The sequence below is a fragment of the Lacipirellula parvula genome (assembly GCF_009177095.1).
Lineage (GTDB): Bacteria > Planctomycetota > Planctomycetia > Pirellulales > Lacipirellulaceae > Lacipirellula > Lacipirellula parvula.
The window spans coordinates 5,568,462-5,589,777 of sequence record NZ_AP021861.1 but is presented as its reverse complement, the minus strand read 5'-3'; the positions used below and the strand labels follow the sequence as shown (position 1 = coordinate 5,589,777).

Below are 21,316 nucleotides of genomic sequence, written 5' to 3'. Positions count from 1 at the left end.
CAATAGAAGCCCCCGGCTCTGCCGGTGGACGAACTGCAACTTCCGGCGCGTGTTTAAGTCACGGCCAACGCAAAGAGTCTAACAAACCCCCGCCTGCCCGCTCAGATAGCGACTGGCCGTCGAATTCGTCCGCTGCACCTCGTCGAGCAGCGTCCGCAGCGCGGTACGCAGCGCCTCGTGCGGCCGATCCGCCGCACAAATGAAATTCGCCAGCGGCTCGACGGCCCGGCTCAAACCAGCGTCAACGGAAACAACAGCGGCAGTCGGCGTGGCAATCATCGGAAGACTCCTGCGAATAAAAGTGAGCGTGTAGGAGGCGACTCTCGCCCCTTCACCCAGTAGTCGAGCGAGCTTCCCCCAAATCGACGCCGCCCAGAAAAAAAGTTCCCCCACCCCAACAACGGGCTGAGTCGCTTCAGCGACCAGCCGGCGCCATCGCAAGACTGGACAGGATCACAGGATTGCAAAGGATCAACAAGATTAAACTCGATTAAGCGTATCAAGGCCCGACGCGAACTCTAAACCCACAGCGCCGTATTCATCCCGTAAATCCCAAACATCAAACTTCAATCAGTACCTCCCACGCCTAACCAGCGAACCCCAACAAGCGAGCCGAGGGGTTCACCCCCTCGGTCTTCCCCAACGGCGCACAACGCAGCGACTCGCACGCATCTCGCCCGTTAAATGCCACGCACGCTCGTGAAATATTACGGGCGATATCGCACAGACTCGCAGCGAGCGACCGCAGCTGGCGCCGTCCCCTCCGCTCACTTGCTCTGTTTCCTCGGGCAAACGCCTGCGTTGTCCGAAATCGCTCTCCTTGGCCCGAAAAATGCGTTAGCCGCTTGGGAGCGCGTGTTCGCATCACCGCTGTCATCGCAGACACCAAGGAACCAAACATGAGCTCCTCCCCTAGCTCAACGCTCAACCGTTCACGCGCCGGCTTCACGCTCGTCGAACTGCTCGTGGTGATCGCGATCATCGGCGTGCTCGTCGCGTTGCTACTGCCTGCCGTTCAAGCGGCGCGCGAAGCCGCCCGGCGGTCGACGTGCGTCAATAATCTCAAGCAGATTGCCCTGGCCACGCAGGTCTACCACGACACGCATAATGAATTCCCCATCGGCCACACGACGGACAGCGCCGTGAAAGCTAACGACGGTCCAGGCTGGTCGTGGGGGGCGTGGATCCTGCCTCAAATGGAGCAAGGCGCCGCCTTTAGTCAAATCGACTTTGATGAGTATTGCTGCGTCGAGAACCCGACGACGCCCGGGCAGATCCAAAACGTTGCCCTCATCAAAACGCCGCTTCCCTTCTTTATCTGCCCGACCGATGGGGCGCCCCCCGTTTCTCGCACGCCCGGACAGGTTGCAGGCTCAGTCGTGGAAATGGCCACCACTAGTTACGCCGGCAACGGCGGTTCGTTCGACGACAGCCATTACAACCAGGATGGCGACGACCGTGCCAATGGCATCTTCATGCGGCATCGCCTTCCCACCGTTGCCGGCACGACGCGCTCTTCGAAGCGGCTCAAGGAAATTGTCGACGGGACGACGAATACAATTCTTGTCACCGAGTCGGCTTGGGACGTTTCGTATAGCGACGAAAGCATTGGCGAATTTGTCGGCCGCAAGCGCTGGTACGGCTCGGGCGCCGGCTCGAATCGCATGATCAACGAGGGGGTCGCGTCGATGAATCCGCCGAATTCAGCGCCCAACGCCACCATTCGTCGGGCCGCGGCCAGCATGCACCCCGGCGGGGTGAACTTTGCGATGGTCGATGGCAGCGTCCACTTCATCACCGAGGACATCGAAAGCACGAACCGGACTTGGACTCAACGCAACACCCCGAATCCTGAAGATCCCTACGACAGCGCCCGCAGCGGCTTGGCCTATGGCGTGTACCAACGGCTTTGGTCACGCGCCGACGAGCAACTCGTTGGTGATTTTTAAGATGCATCGCACCGCCTTGCCACATCATCAACACTTGAATTCAAGTTTAGATGTTGCGGCTCCCTCCCCCTTGAGGGGAGGGCTGGGGAGGGGGGCGATGCTGGTACCCGCTTCAATCACCCCTCCCTAACCCTCCCCCTCAAGGGGAGGGAGCCTCAATGTTTAATTTTCTTGGCCTTTGGGCTGGCAGCGGTTAGACAAGCTCCGCAGTCTGCAGCCAGCGCTACTTACGCCAACCAATACCCACGCATGCACAAACTCTCCCGCCCGCTAACGGTCGCCACGCTGTTCCTCACCGTTGCCACATTCGGTTGCGGCAAGCCCGCCATGCGCCCAGGCTTCGCCGAAGCCCACGGAACAGTGACGCTCGATGGCCAGCCCCTCGCCGGCGCCCATGTCACCTTCGAAAACGAAAAGGGGACTAGCTTCGCCGTCGCCGACTCCGCGGGAAATTACGTGGCGGAGTATAGCCGCACGCTCAAGGGCGCCCCGATTGGCAAAAATCGGATCTTGATCAGCACCAAAGTCGCCACCCCTGGCGACGATCAATCGACGATGACGCTCAACCCCAAGACTGGCGAGTACGAAAAGACCGAACTCGTTCCGGCCAAGTATCGCAAAGACGCGCCGATCGAAATCGACGTCACCGCCGACGGCGCTCCGTACAACTTCGAGCTGACCTCGAAGTAGACGTTACCGCGCGCCAAGGTATCGCCGGAGTCAGGCTTCATCAAACTCAGCGGGCATCGGCGGCGCAGGAGTCTCGTCGTAGATGCCAACCCACTCGGCGGCCAGCGTCGCGTCGTAGAACTGCACCCAGGTTCGTCGAGGGATATTGCCTTCTCGCAGGCGTCGACGCACGGCCAGAATGCCGGCGTTAACGTCGGTCAGCGCAAGCTCGATGTACGAGTAAAGCAGACCGGTTCCTGCTCCGATGACGCACCCCGCCTGCGCCGCCTGTAACGCCTCATCGAGGGCGTCTTCGATCTCATCGCGATCGCCGAAGCTGCTTTCGTCGAGTCCCTCGGCGCCATCGATCTTGACGTAGCAAAAGATTTCTCCCACGCGGCTGAACCGTTCTGAAAAGAATGAGCGACCATGCGTTGCCTGCCACATTGGTGCGTAGCTGGAAGTGGCAGTGAGTAAGTCTTGCCGCCCGGCGTAATCGTCAGCCGGCGTCGGTTGTAGTTTCCACAGCGTGTATTCCAGATCGTCGCTCAACGCGACCCGCGGCGTCGCTGGGAGTTGCTCGCGGATGCTCGCGATCAACGCAGCGACCGTCGGCCTCATTCGAGCGAGCGCAATCAATCCTTTGGGCGCAGCGCTCTCTCGCCCCAGTAGCTTCGACGCCCAGCCCTTCTTCAGCGACTTCGCTTCGATCGCACCCACCCATTTGCCGAGCTGCTTCTCGCCCAAAATCGCTTCCGTCGCCACGAAGGCGGCGTGGTGCGCTGCGTCATCTTCGTCGTTCGGGATGCTGGTCGAATAAAAGCAAAGGTCGACCTGATGATATTCGTTGCGGCGCACCTGAAGTTGGTAGTCGGAAATGTCGACGCCGACTCGCGACTGGACGATTTCAATTGCATCCGCAGCTTCCGCCGCGGGGCGATACGGATGGAACTCCCAGCCCGGCAGCTTGGGAGCGCGGGCCAGAACAACGTCGATCAGCGGCCGCTGGTGATGCCTCGACTCGCAGGTCAGCACCAGGCGGTGCCCCTCGCCGGCATCGGCTGGGCCATACTCCCACATGATCCGATCGTCGATGGCATGGAGGTGCTCGCTCATCCACGTGGGCAAATCGAATTGCCCGCGACCGTTGAAGTAGGCGTCGATTGCCTTGTTTTGTCGGCCGAACTCCGCCCACCAGGCATCGATCCGCTGCAGCCAAGCGTTTCGCGTCGCCGTTTCCTGCTCGTCGTTCTTGTTGCGGAATTTCCAGCGCATCGAATCTCGGTCCTAGGTTTCCTGTGGCGTGAGCGACGCCGGCTGACGTACGTCGATTTCCAAGTCTAACAGCCCGAAATTGGATTATCGCCCCACCTTCTCGGAACGGTGGCGAGCCTCGCGCTCCGCCCGCCGCAAGAACTCGCCGGGAAATATTCGATTTGTGCGCAGAGAAAAAGGGTTCGAAGTAGAAATCGGCCGCGCGAATTGCTAGTGTGGACGTGTGTTCACTGCTTGCCGAGGGCGCGCTTCAGGCGTTGGAGGGGGCGATATGCACATCATTCCAAGAAACTCGGAGCGGCCGGTTGCCGGGGCGACGACGCTGCGGATCGCGACGGCGTCTCACGCAGTCACGAGGGCCGACGCCCTGCGAGACCTCGCGAGTCGCCCGCTTCGTCTCGCTTGTCGCCTCTCAGATGTCGTGTCGCCCCAATTTCGCCCGCAGAAGTGCCATTCCAGCAATGAGTTACGCTTAGTGTCGCCAAAAATGAAAAACGCGACACTTGCGCCGCTCGGCCGTTCTTCCGACCGATTCACTCCCCCGATATAAAGGCGATTCCACCTTAGGGCGGCCCTTCGACGCCGCTCGACCGACATTCCACAAGAAGCCAGACCGTGACCGACCTCGTTCGCCAAGAAATCATGACCGCCGCCGACACTGTTGTGGTGAAGGTCGGCAGCCGCGTCCTTACTCGCGAGGATGGCTCGCTCGACGACTCCCGCGTCGCCGGCGTGGCCGATCAACTTGCCCGACTGCGGCTCGATGGCCGGAAGGTGGTGCTGGTGAGCAGCGGCGCCGTCGCGGCAGGCATCGGCCGGCTCGGCTGGAAGCGTCGGCCGACCGACTTGGCGGAACTCCAAGCCGCCGCCGCCGTCGGCCAAAGCCGGCTCATCGAGTCGTACAACAAGGCGCTCGCCCCGCATGGGCTGAACGCCGCGCAGATTTTGCTGACCGCCGAGGATCTGCAGCACCGCACCCGCTACCTCAACACCCGCAACACGCTCAACGCCCTGTTCCGCTGCGGGGCGATTCCGATCATCAACGAAAACGACACCGTTGCCGTCGACGAACTGCAAATCAGCTTCGGCGACAACGACCGCCTCGCCGCCTTGGTGACGAACCTACTGCGGGCGCCACTGATGATTTTGCTTTCAGACGTGGAAGGCGTTTACGATCGCAACCCGTCGGAGCCAGGCGCCAAGCTGATGTCGGTGATCACGCATCTCGACGCCGCTGAGAGTTTTGCCAAAGACGCCGTTGGCCCCGCGCGGATTCAACTCAGCCGCGGCGGCATGGGAAGCAAGCTCCGCGCCGCCCGCATTGCCGCCGCCGCGGGCGAGAGCGTTGTCATCGCCGCCGGCCGTCGCCCGAACGTGCTGCTTGATATTCTTGCTGGCGCAAAAGTCGGCACGCTGATTCTCGCCGAAGGCCGCACGGTCGCCTCGCGCAAACGCTGGATCGGCTGGAGCGCCACTCCGCGCGGCAAGCTGCTGCTCGACGCCGGCGCCGCGAAGGCGGTGCAAGCGAACGGCAAAAGCCTCCTCGCCGTCGGCGTCCGCGGCGTCGAAGGCAACTTCGCCAAGGGAGACGTCGTCGCGATCTGCGATCAAGCCGGCAGCGAATTCGCCCGCGGCCTGTCGAACTACTCGTCGACGCAAATGACAACGATCGCCGGCCAACCAACCGACCGCATCGCCGAACTCCTCGGTCACTGCCCCTACGACGAAGTCGTCCACCGCGACAATTTGGTGGTCCTGACATAGCCGCGGGTCAACGACCCGCCGGAGCGACGCAACGAAGAGATGCAAAATCGCCAAGAGTGATGACTTAAGGACGAATGACGGTCAATGAACGCGACCTATCACTCGGCCAATCCATCCAATAACTCAGAACTATCCGGCGAATGGTTGAAGGCGGCGCCCCCATACCGGCGCTGCCTGTGGTACATCTGCCTCTCTTTTGTCGGGCTGGCGTGCTTGGGAGGCTGGATTTCAAGCAAAGTGATCGGGCGCCCGCTGGATGACGTCTTGGTGGGCGTCATCTTCATGCTGATGATATCGCTCAGCGCGGCGCTGACGCTTCGCTGGCGACTTCACGTCGGCGCCGATGGAATCACGCGGCGGCGAGTTTTCTGGCAAGACTGTTGGACATGGAACGACTTCGCCAGCGGGCGAATTCGAAAGTCCGAAGGCTACGCGGCGGTGCTTATCGATCCAGCGCGCCCTTGGTGGCGGCGGCATTTACGCATTGACTATCTGTCGGGGCCAGACTGTATCGCAGTGTTGAAGCTTATCAACGCCGCATATGTCTTACCTCCCGCTGCTGAGGTTCCCGATGAGATCGTCATCTGGTCCGGTTGGGAGCGGTGGCAGTTCAGCCCGGAAGGAATTCGTTTGAAGTCGAGGAACAAAAATTGGGAGTACGCTTGGGCCGACGTGCAATGGCTCAACATGCAGAGGGCCGATGAGAAGCGGCTAGACTTCCTGCACCTGTGCTTGGAATTGCCTGATCGCAAGCTCAAACTTGCGTATGCAACTCATCAAGGAGGTCGAACGCCGACATGGCGCGGAGCCACGGCGGAAGTTATTGGCATGATGCTGACAATGTACATCGACCCAAGCCGCGTAGAGATTTTGATTCCGGGAACTCGACCGCGACGGCTTGAGGAAATACGTAAAGAGCATGAGAAACTTCAAGAACGACTGCGTGGATCGTTGTTGGCGTATGCGTTGATTGGCTTAGTGTTGTCTGCTGCAATCGTGTGGATCGGGATGACGAAGGGGTGGGTTCCCGCCTTGATTATGACGCTTCCATATGGCTCCATGGTTGGCGGCGTAGCATGGAGTATGCGCAAGAGAGCTTTGGCGAAACTAGCGCAGCTGAAAACCTGGATCGATGAAATGAGCGATGGCGACGATCGAACCTAAGACGTGGTCGTTGGTCTGGAGAGTTGCAGCGATGCTCTGCCTCTTCTACGCCGCCTGGCTCGGCATGCAGGCGGTGCATGAAGCGGGGCATGCCGTCGTCGCTTGGTCGACCGGCGGAGCCGTGACGAGCGTCGAGTTGCCGTTGCTGGGGATCTCACGGACCGGCGTGCGTCCGAATCCGCGTCCGCTGGCTGTCGCCTGGGCCGGGCCGATTGTAGGAGCGATTGTTCCGCTGCTGTTGATGCTTCTCGTTCGTCGGAGGACTCGCATCAGCGGTGAAGCGACTGCCGCAGCGCGAGTACGGCGTCAATTGTTGAGTGGTTTGGTCGAATTCTTCGCCGGCTTCTGCCTCATCGCGAACGGCGCCTACATTGGCGTCGGCTCGTTCGAACGCATCGGCGATGCGGGCGACCTGCTGCGGCATGGTTCGCCGCAATGGCTGCTTGTGGCCTTCGGCGTCGCGGCGATTTCCGCCGGCTTATTCATCTGGCATCTCGCGTTGGAGCGAGCCCGCCAGCAGCCGCGGGTCAACGACCCGCCGGAGCGGTGCACAAAATAATGGGGAATGGGGAATGCTGAATGGTGAGGAAGGAGATTGCTCACGATCTCTCCCCATTCCACATTCAGCATTCCCCATTCGATCACCGCTCCGGCGGCTCGTTGAGCCGCGGCTACTACGGGCGTCGCGGCACAGCGATTCGCGCCTCGTTTCCCGCCCCTGCGCAGCCCAGTTGCGATGCCGCGCAAAACTCTGCCTAACCGGCACAAAAAACCGCGTTGATCGCCGCAGTTACCCCCGATGGAACCTAGAACAGGCCGCCGCGGGCAGCTATTCTGCCTTGTTCCGACGAATTCGCGCGCGGCGAAGCGTCGTTCTCGAAGCCTGGCGGCGACAGGGAGTAGATTCAGATGATGCGGTGGGGCCAACTTTTCAAACGCAAAGATCTCCAGCACCTCGTTGACGAGCTGGCAAATGAAAACCGTCTCCGCCGAGTGCTCGGTCCGTTCTCGCTTACCGCGCTCGGCGTCGGCTGCATCATCGGCGCCGGCATCTTCGTGATGACCGGTCGCGCTGCGGCGGAAGACGCCGGCCCGGCGATCACCATTTCGTACACCGTCGCGGCCCTCGGCTGCGTGTTCGCCGCGCTCTGCTACGCCGAGTTTGCGGCGATGGCTCCCGTGGCGGGCAGCGCCTACACCTACGCTTACGCGACGCTGGGCGAAATCTTCGCCTGGGTGATTGGTTGGGATCTCATTCTCGAATACGCCATGGCCTGCGCGTGCGTCGCCGCGGCGTGGGCGAACTATTTAAATGAGGTACTGCGCACCACGCTCGGCGAAGCGTGGATGATTCCCGAGCGATTCTGTTCCGATCCCTTCACGACGCCGGGGGCTTGGTTCAATGTCCCGGCAGTCGCCATCATGCTCGTCGTGACGATCATCCTCATCGTCGGCATCCGCGAAAGCGCCGCCACCAACGCTGCGCTCACGCTGCTGAAGCTGTTCGTGGTGCTCTTCGTCATCGGCCTCGGCCTGACGATGATCAACAAAGACAACTGGACCGAAGTCCCCTACGGCAAGCGTCTCACCACCGCCGAACTGAAGGTCAACGCGGTGATTGCCGACAAGCTAAAGGCCGAGAAAGAGAAAGCGGCCGAGGGAACTGGCAAACCGGCGGCAAAACTCACGAAGGCCGAACTGGAGCAAGTGAAAGTCGACGCCGAGTACGTTCGCGCGAAGCTGGCCTACGATAAGGCCGAGCAGATGAAGGTCGACATGGTGAAAGCGGGCACCCTGACCGACGAACAGGCCGACGCCGAGATCGCTGCCGCCAAGGAAACGCTTGACGCCGCGACGGCCAAGGTGCAGGACCCGTCGCAGTTCGACGCGACGATCGCAGAGATCAACAAGGCCGCCCTCGAAGCGACGGCCGAAAAGTGGGGCCTTCTCGGCGCCATCATCAGCCCGGAACGCCTCAAGCCGCTCGACGACGCCTTCCGCACCAACTACACTCCCTACGGCATCTCGGGCATCATGCTCGGCGCCGCCATCGTCTTCTTCGCGTTCATCGGGTTCGACTCGATCAGCACCCACTCGGAAGAAGCGATCAATCCGCAGCGCGACATCCCGATCGCGATCCTGGCGTCGCTCGTCATTTGCACGATTCTGTATGTGCTCGTGGCGGCGGTGATCACCGGCATGGAGCCGTACTTTGAGATTGATACGAAGGCCGCTATTGCCGCAGCGTTCCGCAAGCAGGCCGAATTGACCGGCAGCAAGGTGCTCGGCTACTCCAGCATCTTGATCGCCGCCGGCGCCCTGGCCGGTCTGACGAGCGTGATGCTCGTGACGTTCCTCAGCCAGGCTCGCATCTTCCTGGCGATGGCCCGCGACCTGCTGCTGCCGCCGGCGATCTTCGGCGCCATTCACCCGCGGTTCAAGACGCCGCATATCTCGACGGCCCTCACCGGCCTCGTGATCTGCGTCGCTGCGGCGTTCACGCCGATCTCCGACCTGGAGAAGATGGTCAACATCGGGACGCTGTTCGCGTTCGTCATCGTCTGCGTGACGGTACTCATCCTGCGGTTTCAGAATCCCGACATGCCGCGGCCGTTCCGCTGCCCGGTGATTTACATCGTCGCGCCGGCCGGCATTTTAGTGAACGTCTCGATGATGATGTTCCTGCCGCTGTCGACCTGGATTCGGCTGGTGGCGTGGATGGCAATCGGCATGGTCTTCTACTTCGCTTACGGCTATCGCCACAGCATCCTGGGTAAGGAACTTGTGCATGAGCTTGCGAAGGAAGGCGTCAGCCCGACCGACGGGCCGCTGCCGTCGTAACGGGCGACTCGCTTTGAAGTAGTAAAACGAATAGCCCCGACCAAGCTTGGTCGGGGCTATTTTTGTTTTCGAGTTGAAGCCGTTTGCCCCCGGTTTGAAGAACCGGGGGCTAAAGGTTGCTTCATGCGGAACTGCTTAGTGCGAGTGCTCGCTGTGCGGGCGCACCTGCAGCGTGCTGGCTCGCACTTGGCGTTTAACCGTCTCCAAGCCGGTGCCATCGATCACGCGGGCCGTCATCAGCGGATCGCTTTGCGTCGTGTCGAACTCGATCGTCGCAAAACCCATCGGGTCGTATTTGCCGTGGCTGCCGAGGCCCGAGGAGATCACCTCCGGCAGCGGGTAGGCCCCGTCGACTTCCGGCGGGTGCATCTGCAGGTCGCAGCGGTGGATATCGCCCGAGACAAACATCACGCCGTTCACCTTGTTCTCGACGATCGCGTTCCAGAGTTCCTTGCGGGCGTGCTTGAACAACCGCCAGCCGTCGCTGCTGCTCGCCATCCACGTGCTGCCGCAGACGAGCACCTTGAACGGGGCCTTGCTTTCCTTCAATCCGTCGACGAGCCATTTGATTTGCTCTTTGCCGAGGAACGTCTTCTGCGGCGTGTCTTTGTCCTCGTTGGGCGTGCGGAAGTAACGGCCGTCGAGCAGGAAGAAGTCGATGCCGCCGTAGGTGAACTTCGTGTAGATGCCTGGCTTGTCGGCTCCTTTTTCCCGCGGCGGGTTGGCGAAGACCTCGCGGAACGTGGCGAGCGCATCGTCCTTTCCTTTCGAGGTCCGATCACTGTTGTTCGGACCGTAGTCGTGGTCGTCCCACACGGCGTACGTCGGAATCGTGCGGACCGCCGCGGCGAATGGGCGGTTCTTCACTCGCTCGAGCGTGTAGGCGTCCCACAGGTGGTTGTAGTCGGTCGAGTCGGCGTAGACGTTATCGCCGATGATCATCTGGAAGTCGGGCCGCTCGCCCATCAGCAGATGCCACGAGTCGTTGTGGTATTCGCCGCGAACTTCTTCCGTCTTGCCATCTTTGCGGCGGTAAGCCCCGCCGAAGCAGGAGGAGACGGCCAGCTTGAACTTCGTCGGCTCGCCCACGGCAGGCGCCGTCGCGAAGAGCCCCGACTCCGCGGCGTCGTCGGCCTCGGCCAGCCGCACGACGAAGGCGTAGCGCGTTTCCGGCTTGAGGTCGGTGACTTTGAACTCGACGGCGTGATGCCGTTTGGGATCGGGCGTCGCGTTGAGGCGGACCTTTTGCGGCGGGCCTTGTTCGACGTCGACCGAGGGGCGCTTCGATTCGAGTTCTTCGACTTCCAGAATCAGCGGCGTCGTCCGCGGACCGGCGTAGGCCCAAATCGACGCGGTGGTATCGGTGACATGCCCCACGAGCGGGCCGACAATTTTCCGTTCGCCTTCGATCTCGGGGTAGAGCTGATAGTTGGCTTCGCGTTCATCGCACCACGCGGCCGCGCTGCCGAGCAAGCAGCCGCCGAGCGTTGCGATGCGGACGCCGTGCCGCAGGGTTGAGAGTTTGAACGCCATCACGCCTCCTTCAATGCAAACAACGAAACAGTTTCCGCGTACGCGTCATGGTAAGCACCGATTGCGGCCCGCGACCACCATCGAAGGCGTCTCAATGCGGACATAATTATTCGGCGAGAGATTGCGCGAAGTCGCCGGCATAAAAGCCACCGGCTTCGCCGGTGGACGCAGTGCGGTGGCGTCCGGAGTGCACATCGTCCACCGGCGGAGCCGGTGGCTCTTAAATATGCGAGCGAGCTGGGCTACCGCACGCCGGCGGGCCGTTCCATCTCTGCTCGCCGGCAGGCTGGCAGCGAATCGAGGAACGTGCGGCCGTACGCTTTGGTGTGGACGCGGGGATCGAGAATCACCACGCGGCCCTGGTCGCGCCGCGTGCGAATGAGCCGACCAAAACCTTGCTTCAGCTTGAGGACCGCTTCAGGGAGTTGGTAGTCGCTGAACGGATTGCCGCCGGCGGCGCGAATTGATTCGAGCCGTGCTTCGAGCAGCGGGTGATCGGGCACGCTGAACGGCAGCTTCGCGATGATCACCAGCTCCAGTGCGTCGCCCGGCACATCCACGCCCTGCCAGAAACTATCGGCCCCCAATAGCACCGAGCGTGGATTCTCCTTAAAGAGTTCCAACATCCGGCTGCGCGGCGTGCCGTCGGCTTGGCTCAACAGGTTGAGATTGTGGCGGGCGAGCCACGGCGCGATCCCGGCGCCGACGCGGCGCATCATCTCGTAGCTGGTGAGTAGCACGAACGCTCGGCCGTCGCTTTCGCGGACCAGATGCTTGATCGCTTCGATGCAGGCCCGTTCGTATCCGTCGCGTTCGGCCGTCGGGTCGGGCATGCCGCGAAGCGTGACGAGCTCTGCTTGCTCCTGGTAGTCAAACGGGCTGTCGAGTCGCAGCTCGTCGCATTGCGTCAGTCCGATGCGATCGCGGAAGAACGCGAACGACGGCTGCTTGCCGATCGAGAGGGTTGCACTCGTCATGATGACGCTTTTCGTCTGCTGGAAGAGTTGCTCTCGCAGCGCGGGGCCGACGTCGACCGGCGATGCGGCGAGCGTCATTCGCGGCGTGCCGCGGCGGTTCCAGCTTGATTCGATCCAGTAGACGGCGCCCGGCAGTTGTTGCGTGTGCCAAGAGTTGAGTTCGCCGGCCAGCCCGACCAGTCGGTCGTGGGCCGAGTTGAGATCTTGCCGTTCGCTCTCCTGCTTGATCGCGTCGGCGGCCTGCTTCACGCCGCGGGCGAGCTCCATGAGCGAGGGACTTAGCTGGTTGTCGATTTCCAGCGGCGCCGAGACGCGGCCGTTCGCGGGAGCCGAGTTCGACTTCCACTCCCACGCATCGGCAAAGTACTCGCTCGCCGCATAGCGGCACTGGTCGGCCCGCTGGCAGAGGTGCTTCAGGTTGTGGTGAACTAGCAGCCCTTTGTTCGTGCGATCGTTGTAGAGCCGCGAGAGCACGAACTCGACCTGCCCGCTGCTGAACGAGAGCCCCAGGTGGTCGGCGGCGACGCCCTCGATCGTATGGGCTTCGTCGAGCACCGCGACGTCGTAGTCGGGCAGAATGCTCACGCCGTGCCGCCGTAGGGCGAGGTCGCTGAAGAACAGGGCGTGGTTCACGACCAATATCTGCGCGTTCTGCACGCGGCGGCGGTCTTGGTAGTAAAAGCACTTTTTATACGTCGGGCAGCGGCGGCCCATGCAGTTGCCGTGGTCGCTGGCGATCTCGTCCCATACCGCGGGGAGAGGCTTGTAACTGAGGTCGGCGAGCGAGCCGTCGACGGTCGATTCGCTCCACGCGCGGATCGAATCAAGCTGCCGGCCCGCTTCGTCCTCGAACAAGCTCTTGCCGCGAGCGAGTGCTCCCTGCAGCCGTCGGAGACTGATGTAGTTGCGGCGCCCCTTCACGAGCACGGCGGAGAACTCGCGCGGAATGACGCTGTTGAGCAACGGCAAGTCTTTGCGAATCAGCTGCTCTTGTAGGCTGATCGTATGGGTCGAAATGACGACGCGCGGCGGTTTGCCGCCGTCGGGGTTGGTAGCCGCGAGGATTGCCGGCGCCAGGTACGCGAAGCTCTTCCCGACGCCGGTGCCGGCTTCGACGCAAAGATGCCGCTTCGCCGCGATCGCTTTCGCAACGGCGTTGGCCATGTCGAGTTGTTGCGGCCGCAGTTCGTAATGCGGCAAGCGGCGCGCGATCGAACCCTCGGGGCCGAGAATATCAGCGACGCTGAGAGCGTGATCGGAATCCATTCACTGCTTTCGTTCCAAAACTCGGAACCAAGGCCGCCACTTACAGCGGCTGTTTGGTAATCGTGCCCTCTTCCGGGCTGCTCGCCGTCGCGTAGAGCCGCTTCGGGATGCGACCCGACAGATACGCTAGCCGGCCGGCCGCCGTGGCGAAACGCATCGCGTCGGCCATCCGCAGTGGATCCTTTGCGTGGGCGATGCCGGTGTTGAGCAGCACGCCGTCGACGCCGAGCTCCATCGCGATCGCCACGTCGCTCGCGGTGCCGACGCCGGCGTCGACGATCACCGGGTAGGTCGGATCGTTTTCTTTGAGGTATTCGAGGCAGATGCGGATGTTGTTGGGGTTCAAGATCCCCTGGCCCGAACCGATCGGGCTGCCGGCGGGCATCACGCTCGTGGCACCCGCTTCCTTCAGCCGGCGGGCGATGATCGGATCGTCGTTCGAGTAGCAGAGGACCTGAAAGCCGTCGGCGACGAGTTGCTCGGTCGCCGCGATCGACGCCACGGGATCGGGTAGCAGCGTCTTCTTGTCGGCCAGCACTTCGAGCTTCACCCAATCGGCGCCCGGGTTTTCGAGCCCCAGCAAAATCTCGCGGCCGAGTCGCGCCACCCGTACCGCATCTTCGGCGGTGAAGCAGCCGGCGGTGTTCGGCAGCAGCGTGTAGCGCGAGGTGTCGATGAAGTCGAGAATGTTGTTCCCGGCCGCGTCGATCAGCCGCTCGCGACGGATGGCGACCGTAATGCAATCGGTGCCCGAGCGTTCAAGCGATTCGCCCATGAGCTCGTAGCTAGAATATTTGCCTGTGCCGACGATCAACCGGCTTCCCAGCGTGTGAGTGCCGATGACGAGCGGTTCGTCGGTGAGGATGTCGATTGACATGGCGAATGCGTCCGTGGTCAGTGGTCCGTTGTCAGTTGGCTGGCGAGCGGGAGACTTTAGTCGAGCCGCCAGCCGCCTGGCACAGCAACTGACGACTGACCACGGACAACTGACGGCGCCGAGCGGTTCATCCTCCGCCGACGAGCGTTACGACTTCCAGCCGGTCGCCGGCGCTCAATTGCGTCGCGGCATGCTGACCGCGCGGGACGAGCTCTAGGTTTCGCTCGACGGCGAGCGTGCGGGGATCGAGCTCCAGCGATTGCAACAGCGCGGCGATGGTGCTCCCCGCGACGATGCGGCGGGGCTTGCCATTCACTTCGATTTCAATCTGGGCGGGATCGCTCATTCGTCTCGAACAAAGGCGTCGCGGAACGAGCCGCGGGCGACGCGGATGAAAGTGCCCGACTGCAGAGCGCCCGAGGAGTTCAGCGTCGAGTTGAAGGGCAGGACATACGCCGCCACTTGGCCGCTGGAGGCCTCGGCGACGTAGATGAGGGCCTTCGCGATTTGCGTCGGGCCCGAGCCGCGCGGCAGATTGGCCATGCCGGTGACCATAAGGAACCGCGCCGGATCGCCGACGGCTTCAAAGTCCTGCATCACGTTGTAACGGAAGTATCCGGTGAACTGTCCATTGCGGCGATTCACGATCGCGGCGCGCAGGTCGCCGGTCAGGTAGTCGAGAAAGTAGAGGGCTTCGATGTCGTCGTCGACCAAGCCGGTGGCGATCGCGAAGTTATCGCTGCCGTGCGTCGCCACGGCATGCGCCTGCGGCGTTGCGGTGACGCCGTGCCAGCCGGCAGTGAGCGCGGCGCCAATGGCGACGCCGACGACGAGCAGGGCGGTGTGATTGCAGACTCGCTGAAGCATGGGATTCTCCCTCGCGCGAGGCGCCAAGAGCTACAAAGGACGGCGACTGGCTCCTTGCCGGTCGTCCCTTCATCGTACCGCTGATTGGGGGGAGAATCCACAGGCCGGCGTCATTGGGCAAATTGACGCGATTGAGCGGGCGGTAGCGGGAAAGGCTTGTCACAACTCTCCCACAGCGAGCCGGGCCGTCCCAGCCCCGGCGCATCCAAGCCGAGCAGACCGTACCCGCCACATTAAGTTATGTTAATGATCGATCTCGCGGCTCCGCGATCACGTCTGAGCCGCTTGGTTTACGGGAAGATTGCCGCCAAATGAATGCTGCCTCCGCGAATCGCGCGCTTGTCGTCACTGTCGCGCTCCTGCTTGTGCTTGCCGTGGCTCTCTCCTTTGATTCCGTCTGGCAAAGGGTGAACGGACCTCCGTTCGTGCTGGTGATGACGCCGGCCAATCATGGGGCCATGTTGCAGTTCGTGCAGCCGGAAGGTTCTGGCGGGGATGCGGAAGTCTCGCCGCTATTCCTTGTGGACGTTGAACTCGACGCGCCTGCCGTGCGGGTACTTAATTCCGGAAGCGTCGAAGTTCCCGGAGGCGAAGTCGAGTTCCACGACATGACCATCACACCGGGAGCGTTTCATCTTCGCTTCGGTGATGATTTGTATCGCGTGATGGAATCGAGGGTTGAAGTGGGGGGCGTGAGTTATGAATGGGCTCGGCAAGGAACGGACGTTGACATCGTCGACAGCACTCAATGAGGATATCGGTCCTCGACCTAACTGTTGATTCGCTCGGCACAGTAGATTTGACCTGAAAGAACGTGGGACTATGGGAACTCCGGCGCGTCCAACTTTTCGTCGTCCCGCCAGAGGCCGCACGATTGCGATCGTCGGGGACGTCTATCGCTTTCTCGCCACGGGCGCCGAGACAGGCGGGACGTATGCGTCGTTCGAGGCGCTCGTGCCGCCGGGGGGCGGGCCGCCGCCGCATGTCCACTCGCGCGAGGCGGAGAGCTTTTACGTTCTCGAAGGGGAGATGACGTTTCGTGTCGGCGACGAAACGGTGACGGGCGTGGAGGGGACGGCGGTTTATCTGCCGCCGGGGCTGGCTCACTCGTTCAAGAACGAGAGCGAGGCGCCCGCGCGGATGATCATCACGGTGACGCCGGCCGGATTAGAAGAGATGTTCTTCGAGGTCGGCGTGCCGCTGGCGGAGGGGACAACGACGGCGCTGCCGCCGACGCCTGAGGAGATCGAACGCCTGCTCGCGGCGGCGCCGCGGTATGGAGTGGAGATTTTGGCGAAGTAGAGAATAGGCAGCGACGGACGTTGGGAGTAGGCGGTGAGGCCATGCGAAAGCAGTTGCGAAAGTAGAAACACGTGAGTGAGTTCCAAGAATGGGGCGTCGAGTTCGAATTGACGCTCAAGCCGGGCGTTGAGTTTGATGCTTTCCTCGACGAGTTTCTTGAAGATTGCATCGAAAGCCGCGGGCTTGCATTCAGCGGCGGTGGAGGCGGCACGAAGCTGGAGGGCGTTGTCGAGTTAGGCGGGAGCGACGCGCATCTCGCGAACTTAGCTCACGTCGCGGCTTGGTTCGCAAACTCGGCGAGCATCGACAACTTCAGCATCGGCGAGCCGGTCGACGAGTGGGAGTAGGGGCGTCATAGTGCGAATTCGCAGCGAAACTCGCGAAGATGTACCGGCGATCGCAGCGGTAACGAAGGCCGCCTTCCTCCATGCGCCGCATACCGATCACACCGAGCAGTTCATCGTCGCCGCGTTGCGGGCGGCTGGAACGCTTTCGATTTCGCTGGTGGCGGAGGAGGGCGGGGTGATCGTCGGTCATGTCGCCGTCTCGCCTGTGACGATTTCCGACGGCTCGCCCGATTGGTACGGCCTCGGTCCGATTTCGGTCGTGCCGCAGCGGCAAGGGGAGGGGATCGGCACGGCGCTGATGCACGCCGCCCTCGACGCGTTGCGAGAGCGCGGCGCTGCTGGGTGCGTTGTGCTGGGCGAGCCGGCGTATTACGGGCGGTTCGGGTTCAAGGCGACGCCGGAGCTAGTGCTGCCCGGCGTTCCAGCGGAGTATTTTCAGGCCGTAGCGTTCGGTGGTGCGGCGACGCCGTGCGGTCGCGTCGCTTATCACGCAGGTTTCGACGCGCAGGATTAGCGGTGAGAGGGAATTATGAAAGGCGCGATTGCGTTCTTCGTCGTCCAACTGTTGCTCTTAGGCGTTCTCCTCTTTGGCGACATCGGTTTCGACCATCCTGGCAAGTACGGGCTCGACTACGACGATCTCCTCAAGCTCTTGTTTTTCTACGTGGCGTGCCTGTTTGTCGGCGTTTTGTACGCTGCATTTCGGCGGCAATGGAAGCTGTTGCTCGCCCAGCTAGCGACGCCCGTGTCGCTTTGGTTCGTGATTTTCGTCGTTCCAGAGCTTATGCCGCCGTTGGACCCCGCCGACTATCAGCACCTGGTTGGTAAAACACGAAGCGAAGCTCGTGAAACTTTCGGCTTTTGGCGGTCACGGATTTCTGGCTCGAGTGGCGACTCTGAGTTCGATCACTACGACGGGATGTCGATTCTCTACAACCCTTCCAGCGCTTCTGTCCGCGATCCTCGCGCGATTTCAGTGCAGGCAAATTGACCCAGGGCGTGGGATTTGGGGATAACGATCAGCTGTAGAACGGTTCGGTACGAATCCAAGAGTAAGTAGCAATGTCCTCCGACGACCTCGATCGACAACTCAGTTTCCTGCGTGAAGTTGACCAGCTCAAAGGCGTTATCCGTCAGTCGCCGCTCCTCGATCGGAGTCGCAAGGAGAATTCAGCGGAACATTCGTGGCACGTGGCGCTGTACGCGATGTTGCTCCACAAGTACGCGGCGGCGCCGGTCGACGCGTCGCGAGTCATCCAGATGCTGCTCATCCACGATATCGTCGAGGTCGATGCGGGCGACCATCCGCTGCATCTGAGCGGGCCCGACTCGCAGCAGGCTGATTTAGAATCGCAGGCGGCGGAGCGTCTCTTCGGGTTGCTGCCCGCGGAGCAACAGGGGGAGATGCTCGCTCTGTGGGGCGAGTTCGAGGCGGGCGAGAGCGACGACGCGAAGTTCGCGAAAGTGCTCGATCGCTTTCAGCCGCTGGTGGCCAACGTCGTGACCGGCGGCGGAACGTGGGCGGAGAACGGCGTCACGCTGGAGCAAGTGAAGGTGCGATATGGAACGACGATTCAACGCGGTGCGCCCGAACTATGGAGACTGTGCGAGCAGTGGATTGAAGAATACTTTTCGCGAGAGGGGAGAGTGGAGAGAGACGATTGAGATGCGATGGACGTAAAAACCCCCCGGCTTGAAGAGCCGGGGGCTAAGGGAATACCGGTGACGGTACAAAGCCGCGACCGGCGGTCGCGGTTCGATGCGAGGAATGGCGTCCTACCCGTTACGATTCCCGCCAGTGAACTGCATCACATAGTACAGCACCGTCAGCACCGATTGCAGCGTCGCCGCCACGTACGTCCAGGCCGCGGCGTTCAGCACGCCGTTGACGTAGACCATCTCTTGGTTGCCGACGATGCCGTGCGAGACGAGCAACTGCTTCGCACGATTGCTGGCGTCGAATTCGACTGGCAGGTTGATCAGTTGGAACGCGGCGACGCAGCCGAAGCCAAGGATGCCGAGCCAGATCAGTGGCGTGCCCGCGGCGATGCCTTTCATCGCCATGCCGGCACCGATGAACAGGAGCAGCATGCCGATGCCGCTGCCAAAGTTCGCGGCTGGCACGGCGAGGTTGCGAATCACCAGCGGGGCGTACTGCTTCGCATCTTGCAGCGCGTGGCCCGCTTCGTGGGCGGCGATGCCGACGGCGGCGGCCGAGCGACTGCCGTAGACTCCTTCGCTAAGCCGCAAGACCTTGGCGCTGGGGTCGTAGTGGTCGGTCATTTCGCCGGCGATGGGTTCGATCGAGACGTTCTGCAGGCCGGCGGAATCGAGAATATGGCGGGCGGCCGCGGCGCCGCTCAGGCGGGCCGGAACCTGGGAGGCGGCGGCGTAGGTGCCGCGAACCTTCCACTGAGCCCACATCGCCAGCAGCAGCGCTGGGGCCATCCAGAGCATGTAGGTCATGTAACCGTGAAGCGAAAAAATCATCCTGACGTGCCTAGATCTTGCGTCTCCGCGGCTGCCGGGCGTGCAATGCCGGGCATTCCGGGTAGACTGTGGGGTTTACTGTCGTCTATTACGTAACGGCCACTTTGGCAGTTCAAGCGACTGGGACGACAGCAACGCACATTTGGCGCCCGACGTGTGGGAGCCGATTTTTTAGCCTGCGTGAATGCCATGATGCGTCCCTTCCTGTTATTCGCCGCCGTCGCGTTCGTCTTGGGGTGCGGTTCGCACGGAACCGACGAACCGCTGGCTGAACTCCAAACCGCCAGCAACGAGACCCCGCGCAGCGTCGAAGTGCCGAAGGAGGAGGGGCTGCGGGAGTTGATCGACCGCACGCTCGACTTCACGCAGCATGGCCGCGAGATGTCGCTCGAAGACCACGCCGCCTGGCAGTTGCTGCACGGCGTGCTGGCGTTCGGCGAGAACTTCGAGATCCTCTCCGCTGGCCAAAAAGTGAACGCCGTCGACTGGGTCTTTGACGGCAAGCCGATGAAGGGGTGGACGATCAATGCGACGCCGCAAGGACTGCGGGCGGAGATCGAGGCGGGCAAGTACGGCCAAGGGCACGACGACCAGTGGATGGCGATCCTATCGCAGTGGAACGTCCCGGCGACGCGGCCGATCATCGTCGCCGGTAAGGAATACTCTGTTCAAGATTTGATCGACCGGACGAAGTACGACTGCTTCGAAGGCAAGGAAAGCAGTTGGACGATCATCGTGCTGTCGAAGCATCTCGATCCGATGGACCAGACGTGGGTCGGCACCGACAAGCAAGAGTGGTCGCTGGAACGGCTTGTCGCGATGGAGGCGGGCGCCCAGTACGGCGATGAGGAGATGGCCCAGGACGAAATCGCCAACAGCGCGTGCGGCGGCATGCACCGGCTCATTGGGCTGTCGATTGCGCTCAACAACTACAAAGCGGCCCACCCTGGCGTCGAACTGAAGGGGGGCTGGCTGGCCGCGCAGCAGCGGATCGATTGGGCAGTTGCCGCGGCCCGCGAACTACAGTTGCCGACGGGGGCGTTTTCGATTGCGTTCCTATTCCGCTCAGCGAACTCAAACAACCTCGACGAGCACCTCGCCGCGACGGGGCACACGCTCGAGTTCTTGACGTTCGCCCTGTCGAAGAAGCAACTCGAAGAGCCGTGGGTGCAGAAGGCGGTTGTCTACATGTGCAACCTGCTCGACCGGACGAAGCACCTCGACCTCGAGTGCGGCGGCCTGTACCACGCGGTGCATGGGTTGGTGTTGTACCGCGAGAAGGTGTTCGGGCCTCGTGAAGGGGAGCCGCGACCGCAAGGGGCGGGGAAACTGGCGGGAGCGACAACTGCTGCTGCGAACTAGCGTGAGCTGGCGGCGGAGATGTTAGAGCAACTCTTCCCAGCGTCTTGCACTGTGAAGGATTCGAACAATCCGAATGCCATCGTCGACGAGTTGGTAGAAGATGAGGTAGTGACCCTCGATGATTCGTCGCAGTCCCGCGCGTGAAGCTTCGACTCGTTCGCCTATTTCCGGTTGGGACCGAAGCCCTTCGATCCTCGCATCGATTTGTCGCAGGATCTGGTCTGCCGCTTTCGTGCTGCTTCTAGCGACATAGACCCAGATCTCGACAAGATCCTGGTCGGCAGCAGATGAGCGGTAGACTGCAAGTCGATTCATTGATGCTTCGAATTGAGAGACTCGCGGGCTTTCGCGATCGTCTTTTCAATGTCCCAGGGCTCGAATCGTCCAGCATCAAAGTCGGCGAGCCCTTCTTCGAGTGCGCGCTCAACATACTCGCCATATGCAGCCGCCTGGTTGTCTTTCTCGACCAGCAGATAGACCTTCTGCGTCGCGGGGTCAGTGAGCTCGACCGGCAGCCCGCCGCTCACGGAAAGGGCCTGCTGCATTTCAGGGGTTAGGGCGAGGGGGCTGCTCATGGTGGTATTATACCACATGCCGCGGTCATCCTGCCCGCCGGAGAGGCCCAGCTCCCCG

The 21,316-nt window shown here is 62.0% G+C and carries 23 protein-coding genes; 13 read left to right on the top strand and 10 right to left on the bottom strand.

Annotated features, from left to right (window positions below; translation table 11 throughout):
- Window positions 1–78: 78 nt before the first annotated feature.
- On the bottom strand, window positions 79–279 hold the full coding sequence (locus PLANPX_RS21850) for a hypothetical protein (RefSeq protein ID WP_152100777.1): 201 nt from the start codon (window positions 277–279) through the stop codon (window positions 79–81).
- Between the two features lie 620 nt (window positions 280–899).
- Here PLANPX_RS21850 and PLANPX_RS21845 point away from each other — a divergent pair.
- A complete protein-coding gene (locus PLANPX_RS21845) occupies window positions 900–1,949 on the top strand; it encodes a DUF1559 domain-containing protein (protein ID WP_152100776.1) in 1,050 nt (349 codons plus the stop codon).
- A 249-nt stretch (window positions 1,950–2,198) separates the two neighbouring features.
- A complete protein-coding gene (locus PLANPX_RS21840) occupies window positions 2,199–2,639 on the top strand; it encodes a hypothetical protein (RefSeq protein WP_152100775.1) in 441 nt (146 codons plus the stop codon).
- Between the two features lie 30 nt (window positions 2,640–2,669).
- Here the strand turns inward: PLANPX_RS21840 and PLANPX_RS21835 are convergent, their stop codons facing one another.
- Window positions 2,670–3,893 (bottom strand): hypothetical protein, encoded by a 1,224-nt coding sequence (locus PLANPX_RS21835; RefSeq protein WP_152100774.1) that lies wholly within the window; start codon window positions 3,891–3,893, stop codon window positions 2,670–2,672.
- Window positions 3,894–4,508: 615 nt separating this feature from the next.
- On the opposite strand from PLANPX_RS21835, the gene proB reads away from it, so the two are divergent.
- From proB to PLANPX_RS21815, 4 genes are all read left to right on the top strand, one after another.
- On the top strand, window positions 4,509–5,657 hold the full coding sequence (gene proB / locus PLANPX_RS21830) for a glutamate 5-kinase (RefSeq protein WP_172992238.1): 1,149 nt from the start codon (window positions 4,509–4,511) through the stop codon (window positions 5,655–5,657).
- Between the two features lie 84 nt (window positions 5,658–5,741).
- On the top strand, window positions 5,742–6,821 hold the full coding sequence (locus PLANPX_RS21825) for a hypothetical protein (protein WP_152100773.1): 1,080 nt from the start codon (window positions 5,742–5,744) through the stop codon (window positions 6,819–6,821).
- A 31-nt stretch (window positions 6,822–6,852) separates the two neighbouring features.
- Window positions 6,853–7,380 carry a M50 family metallopeptidase gene (locus PLANPX_RS21820; protein ID WP_172992237.1) on the top strand — a complete coding sequence of 176 codons (528 nt, stop codon included), beginning with the start codon at window positions 6,853–6,855 and terminating at the stop codon, window positions 7,378–7,380.
- Between the two features lie 350 nt (window positions 7,381–7,730).
- Window positions 7,731–9,662, top strand: a complete 1,932-nt coding sequence (locus tag PLANPX_RS21815) for an amino acid permease (protein ID WP_152100771.1) — start codon at window positions 7,731–7,733, stop codon at window positions 9,660–9,662.
- Between the two features lie 135 nt (window positions 9,663–9,797).
- Here PLANPX_RS21815 and PLANPX_RS21810 read toward each other — a convergent pair whose 3' ends face one another.
- The 5 genes from PLANPX_RS21810 to PLANPX_RS21790 form a co-directional block, all read right to left on the bottom strand.
- A complete protein-coding gene (locus PLANPX_RS21810) occupies window positions 9,798–11,195 on the bottom strand; it encodes an alkaline phosphatase D family protein (RefSeq protein WP_152100770.1) in 1,398 nt (465 codons plus the stop codon).
- 242 nt (window positions 11,196–11,437) lie between these two features.
- A complete protein-coding gene (locus tag PLANPX_RS21805) occupies window positions 11,438–13,438 on the bottom strand; it encodes an ATP-dependent DNA helicase (RefSeq protein WP_232536217.1) in 2,001 nt (666 codons plus the stop codon).
- Window positions 13,439–13,478: 40 nt separating this feature from the next.
- Entirely contained in the window at window positions 13,479–14,315 is an 837-nt protein-coding gene (locus tag PLANPX_RS21800; RefSeq protein WP_152100769.1) for a thiazole synthase, read from the bottom strand.
- 127 nt (window positions 14,316–14,442) lie between these two features.
- The gene (gene thiS, locus PLANPX_RS21795) at window positions 14,443–14,661 is read right to left on the bottom strand and encodes a sulfur carrier protein ThiS (protein ID WP_152100768.1); all 219 of its coding nucleotides are present in this window, start codon (window positions 14,659–14,661) and stop codon (window positions 14,443–14,445) included.
- Complete coding sequence (locus tag PLANPX_RS21790) at window positions 14,658–15,182, bottom strand: hypothetical protein (protein WP_152100767.1); 525 nt, start codon at window positions 15,180–15,182, stop codon at window positions 14,658–14,660. Before PLANPX_RS21790 ends, thiS begins: the two co-directional genes overlap by 4 nt.
- A 311-nt stretch (window positions 15,183–15,493) precedes the next feature.
- Here PLANPX_RS21790 and PLANPX_RS21785 point away from each other — a divergent pair, with 311 nt between their 5' ends.
- The 6 genes from PLANPX_RS21785 (at window position 15,494) to PLANPX_RS21760 (ending at window position 18,496) form a co-directional block, all read left to right on the top strand.
- A complete protein-coding gene (locus tag PLANPX_RS21785; protein WP_152100766.1) occupies window positions 15,494–15,934 on the top strand; it encodes a hypothetical protein in 441 nt (146 codons plus the stop codon).
- Window positions 15,935–16,004: 70 nt separating this feature from the next.
- Complete coding sequence (locus tag PLANPX_RS21780) at window positions 16,005–16,484, top strand: cupin domain-containing protein (protein ID WP_152100765.1); 480 nt, start codon at window positions 16,005–16,007, stop codon at window positions 16,482–16,484.
- Window positions 16,485–16,555: 71 nt separating this feature from the next.
- The gene (locus PLANPX_RS21775) at window positions 16,556–16,831 is read left to right on the top strand and encodes a 50S ribosome-binding protein YggL (protein WP_152100764.1); all 276 of its coding nucleotides are present in this window, start codon (window positions 16,556–16,558) and stop codon (window positions 16,829–16,831) included.
- A gap of 10 nt (window positions 16,832–16,841) precedes the next feature.
- Complete coding sequence (locus tag PLANPX_RS21770) at window positions 16,842–17,345, top strand: GNAT family N-acetyltransferase (RefSeq protein ID WP_152100763.1); 504 nt, start codon at window positions 16,842–16,844, stop codon at window positions 17,343–17,345.
- A 15-nt stretch (window positions 17,346–17,360) separates the two neighbouring features.
- Window positions 17,361–17,822 (top strand): hypothetical protein, encoded by a 462-nt coding sequence (locus PLANPX_RS21765; RefSeq protein WP_152100762.1) that lies wholly within the window; start codon window positions 17,361–17,363, stop codon window positions 17,820–17,822.
- Window positions 17,823–17,893: 71 nt separating this feature from the next.
- Window positions 17,894–18,496, top strand: coding sequence for an HD domain-containing protein (locus tag PLANPX_RS21760; RefSeq protein ID WP_152100761.1), 603 nt, complete (start codon window positions 17,894–17,896; stop codon window positions 18,494–18,496).
- A gap of 111 nt (window positions 18,497–18,607) precedes the next feature.
- On the opposite strand, the gene PLANPX_RS21755 is transcribed toward PLANPX_RS21760, so the two are convergent.
- Window positions 18,608–19,321 (bottom strand): zinc metallopeptidase, encoded by a 714-nt coding sequence (locus PLANPX_RS21755; protein ID WP_232536216.1) that lies wholly within the window; start codon window positions 19,319–19,321, stop codon window positions 18,608–18,610.
- A 189-nt stretch (window positions 19,322–19,510) separates the two neighbouring features.
- Between PLANPX_RS21755 and PLANPX_RS21750 the strand changes: the two genes are divergently transcribed.
- The gene (locus PLANPX_RS21750) at window positions 19,511–20,683 is read left to right on the top strand and encodes an ADP-ribosylation factor-directed GTPase activating protein isoform b (protein ID WP_152100760.1); all 1,173 of its coding nucleotides are present in this window, start codon (window positions 19,511–19,513) and stop codon (window positions 20,681–20,683) included.
- A 21-nt stretch (window positions 20,684–20,704) separates the two neighbouring features.
- Here PLANPX_RS21750 and PLANPX_RS21745 read toward each other — a convergent pair whose 3' ends face one another.
- Window positions 20,705–20,998, bottom strand: coding sequence for a type II toxin-antitoxin system RelE/ParE family toxin (locus PLANPX_RS21745; RefSeq protein ID WP_152100759.1), 294 nt, complete (start codon window positions 20,996–20,998; stop codon window positions 20,705–20,707).
- Complete coding sequence (locus PLANPX_RS21740; RefSeq protein ID WP_152100758.1) at window positions 20,995–21,258, bottom strand: hypothetical protein; 264 nt, start codon at window positions 21,256–21,258, stop codon at window positions 20,995–20,997. Before PLANPX_RS21740 ends, PLANPX_RS21745 begins: the two co-directional genes overlap by 4 nt.
- Window positions 21,259–21,316 lie beyond the last annotated feature (58 nt).